Origin of the sequence: Streptomyces sp. DvalAA-14, from assembly GCF_900091855.1 — a bacterium.
In the GTDB taxonomy this organism is placed as follows: domain Bacteria; phylum Actinomycetota; class Actinomycetes; order Streptomycetales; family Streptomycetaceae; genus Actinacidiphila.
Genome location: NZ_FMCH01000598.1, coordinates 1 through 3,855 on the forward strand (window position 1 = coordinate 1; position 3,855 = coordinate 3,855).

The window sequence follows — 3,855 nt, forward strand, 5'->3', positions numbered from 1 at the left end:
GGGCCGCCCGCTCCGTCCGGGCCGGCCGGCTCAGGGGCCGAGCCAGCGCATGCCGGGCTTGCCGCGCTGGGCCCGGCGCCACATCTCCAGCGCGTCGGCGCCGGCCGCCAGCACCTCCGGCTCGTCCGCGTCGTCGAGGTCGCCGAGGGCTTCGACCGAACCGCGGGTTTCGACCGGACCGAGCCGTCCACCGCCGTCCGGGGCCGCCGGGTGCGGGCCGGCCGGCAGCCCGGTCGCCGCCGGCAGCAACTGGCCCTGGACCAGCTCCTGGTAGACCGTGTTGTCGGCGAGCAGTTCCTGATGGGTGCCGCTGCCGGCCACCCGGCCGCCCGCCAGCACGATGATCTTGTCCGCCTCCACCACGGTCGACAGCCGGTGGGCGACCGTCACCACGGTGCACCGCGGTCCGGCCGCGTTGCGCACGGTGTCACGCATCGCCAGTTCGTTGAGCGCGTCCAGTTGCGAGGTGGCCTCGTCCAGCAGCAGCACCCGCGGCCGGCCGAGCAGCGCGCGGGCGATGGCGATGCGCTGCCGCTCACCGCCCGACATCAGGACCCCGGCGTCGCCGACGTCGGTGTCCAGGCCGTCCGGCAGCCGTTCCATCAGCCCGGTCAGGCCCACCTGGGCGACCACCGCGTCGACCGCGTCGTCGGAGGCGTCCGGGCAGGCGTAGCGGATGTTGGCGCCCACCGTGCCGGCCAGCACCGGGGTCTCCTGCTCCACGTAGGCGATCATGCGGCGCAGTTCGTTCAGCGGCATCCCGGTGACGTCCCGGCCGTCGATGAGCACCCGGCCGGCGTCCGCCTCGTAGAACCGCTCCACCAGGGCCAGCAGGGTGGACTTGCCGGCGCCCGAGGGGCCGACCACGGCGGTGTGACTGCCGGGGGTGACCCGGAAGCTCACCCCGTCCAGGATGCGCCGTTCGTTGTAGCCGAACGCCACGTCGTCGAAGGTGATCTCGGCGGCGCCGCCGGCCGCCGCGTGCGCCATCGTCTCCAACTCACCGGCGGGCTCGGCGAAGACGGGTTCGAGTTCCAGGTCGAGGATCTCGTTGACCCGGTTGAAGGACACCAGGCCGCGCTGCAGGTCGGACATCAACTGGCCGACGCTGACCAGCGGTACGGCCAGCGTGGTCAGGTACAGCAGGTAGGAGATGAGCTGGGAGATCGTCAGATGCCCCGCCGCGACCTGGGCGCCGCCGAGGCCGAGCACCACCAGGAAGGAACCGTGGACGCCCAGGGTGATCGCCGGGGTGATCTGCGACTGGATCCGGGACAGTTTCAGGCCGCCGGTGTAGGCGCCGGCCGCCTGCTCCTCGATCTCCCGCAGCTCGCGCTCCTCGGCGCGGCTGGCCTTGACGGTCCGGATCGCCCGCAGCGAACGGTCCAGCACGGCGATCAGCCGTCCGACGCTGGCCTGGGTCTGCATCGCGGCCGGCTTGACCCGGGGCAGCACGGTGAACACCGCGCCGAAACTGACCGCCATGGTCGCCACCGTCACACCCAGCAGCGTCAGGTCGATCCTGGCCATCAGCACCAGCGAGGCGATCAGGGTGATGGCCCCGGTGACCGCGGTGACCGGGCCGGTGGTGACGATGGAGCGCACCATCATGGTGTCGCCGCTGGCCCGGGAGAGCAGGTCGCCCGAGCGCCGGCGGTCGTGCTCCGCGATCCGCAGGTACAGCAGATGCGCGCCGAGGCGTACCCGCAGGTCCCGTACGACCGCCTCCCCGGTACGGCTGAGCACGTAGCCGCCGATCCCGGTCAGCACCGCGCCGACCACGAAGATCAGCACGAGCAGGGCGACGATACGGCCGATGCCGCGCCCGCCGATCACCGCGTCCAGCAGGTGGCCGGTGACGATCGGTTGCGCCAAGGTGGCCGCGTCGGCCACCAGGATCAGCAGGAACGCCGCGAAGAGCGCGGTCCGGCGCTCCGCGGCGAAGCGTGCCAGGCCGCGCAGGCCCGGCGGGTAGGTGGTTTGCCGTGACTGCCCGCCCGCTGTCGTGGACGCACCCATGAGCTGCCATCCTTTCCCGTCGGCGTCGAGCGGGCGCCGGGCACCGACGATGAGCACGAAAGGACGCGGGGGCGGCGGAGCCTGGCTCCGCCGCCCCCGCGTCCGGTGGTCCCGTGGTCCGGGTCAGAACTGCGTCGGCCAGAGCATCTTGCCCTGGTCGAAGGTGAGCGTCATCTTGCGGGTCGGGTCCGGCAGGTACTTGACCACGCAGAACACCGTCGGCCGGTCGTCCATGAACCGGGACCGCTGCACCACCACCCCTTCGGGCGGAGTGATGCCGCGCCGCTCCAGCTCGGCCGGCGCGAGCAGCACGGTCCGGACGAACCGGTCCTTGTCCTGCAGCGTGGGGAGTTCGTTCATCTCCGCCAGTACGGCCTGGAAGCCGGGGGTGCGCGCATAGGTGTAGATGTCCATGAGCGCTTCCAGCATCCAGCTGCGCTTGGTCTCCAGGTCGACGTCGTCGATGGAGATCGCCGGGACCGCAGTGTCCACCGTCATCGGTTACCGCCCTCCTGCACCGGGAAGCTGTCGCCGTGGTCGTAGGTGATGGTGATGCGCTTCCACAAGGCGCCCTCGGGCAGCGCCTTGCTGACGCAGAAGACGGTGGGCCGCCGGTCGCCGAACTCCGAGCGCTGGAACCGGATCCCCGCCGGCGGGGTCAGGCCCCGCCGGTCCAGCTCCTCGGGGTTCAGCAGGACGGTGCGCACGAACAGTGCCTTGTCCTCCAGCGACATCGCGCCCATCTCGCGGTACATCCGCTGGAACGGCTCGGTGGCCGCGTAGGCGCCGATCGCCTGCAGCCCCTCGGCCATCCACCGCGACAGCTCGGGGTGGACGCCGCCGGCCAGCAGATCGCCTTCGTCCTCGGCGTCGACGAGGGAGAGGGGCCCGGCGGTCACTCGGCGGCGCTGGAGCCGTAGGAGACGCAGACGATCTCACCGACGGACACGCACAGCGTGCCGCCGGGCGCGACCGGGGCGGCGACGTTGGCGCCGTGGGCGAGCACGTCGTCGGCGGTGAGCACGCCGGCCGTCGGCGGCTCGAACCAGCGCGGGCTGATCCGCAGCGCCTCGGGCAGCTCCAGGCCGCGGGTCCGCAGCGCCTCCGGGGTCAGCCGCTCGGCGGTGGCCTCGAAGCGCTCGTCGACGGGCAGGGCGTTGATCTCGGCGGCGAGCTCGAGGTACTCCGGGCTCGTCACGACACGGATGAGCTGCTCACTGGCTTCGCGCATGGACTCGGGGCTCAGGTCCTCGTTCATGATCGTCCTCCTGGCTTCGATGCCTTGCCCGACCCGAGGGGGTGGGGTCCGGGGCTGCTCGGGAGATGACGCTAGGAGCGGCCGGTTCAGGTTCGGTATCGCCGAGGTATGCGAGTGAACAGTGCCCACGCCACGGGCCGTGGCGCGGGGCGGACCTACCGGAAATGAACCGTCGGCAAGCTCCGACGAAAGCCGGGTCGGCCATGCTGCGTCCTGGTGGCCCCGGTACTTCGGAGGTGGTGGGCATGCATCTGGCGGAGTATCTGGCGCTGCGCCCCGTTCCCGGAGCGGGTGTCGTGCTGGCCCTGACCGGGCGCTGCCCGCTGGCTTGCGCGCACTGCTCGACGGACGCCACGGCCCGGGGCGGCGATCCGCCCGCCGGGGCGCTGCTGCGGTTCGCGGACGGCTTCGCCGGCCCGTGTCCGCCCGCGGTCGCGCTGCTGACCGGCGGCGAGCCGCTGCTGCGGCCCCGGCTGGTGCGCGACCTGGCCGAGCGCTGCCGCGCCGCGGGGACAGCGGCCTTCCTGCTGACCGGCATGTTCTGGGCCCGCTCGGCGGGCGTGCCGGCGCCGGTGGCC

The 3,855-nt window shown here is 72.6% G+C and carries 4 protein-coding genes and 1 pseudogene; 1 reads left to right on the forward strand and 4 read right to left on the reverse strand.

Annotated features, from left to right (window positions below; translation table 11 throughout):
- Positions 1–30: 30 nt before the first annotated feature.
- The 4 genes from GA0115240_RS32095 to GA0115240_RS32110 all read right to left on the reverse strand — a co-directional run bounded on the left by GA0115240_RS32095 (position 31) and on the right by GA0115240_RS32110 (position 3,277).
- On the reverse strand, positions 31–2,019 hold the full coding sequence (locus GA0115240_RS32095; protein WP_141709041.1) for an ABC transporter ATP-binding protein: 1,989 nt from the start codon (positions 2,017–2,019) through the stop codon (positions 31–33).
- Positions 2,020–2,142: 123 nt separating this feature from the next.
- On the reverse strand, positions 2,143–2,517 hold the full coding sequence (locus tag GA0115240_RS32100; protein WP_093742241.1) for a hypothetical protein: 375 nt from the start codon (positions 2,515–2,517) through the stop codon (positions 2,143–2,145).
- A complete protein-coding gene (locus GA0115240_RS32105) occupies positions 2,514–2,918 on the reverse strand; it encodes a hypothetical protein (protein ID WP_093742243.1) in 405 nt (134 codons plus the stop codon). The genes GA0115240_RS32100 and GA0115240_RS32105 overlap by 4 nt, the downstream gene beginning before the upstream one ends.
- Entirely contained in the window at positions 2,915–3,277 is a 363-nt protein-coding gene (locus tag GA0115240_RS32110; protein ID WP_093742245.1) for a hypothetical protein, read from the reverse strand. The genes GA0115240_RS32105 and GA0115240_RS32110 overlap by 4 nt, the downstream gene beginning before the upstream one ends.
- 245 nt (positions 3,278–3,522) lie before the next feature.
- On the opposite strand from GA0115240_RS32110, the pseudogene GA0115240_RS32115 reads away from it, so the two are divergent.
- Positions 3,523–3,855 (forward strand): annotated as a pseudogene (locus tag GA0115240_RS32115) (radical SAM protein); the annotation flags it as partial.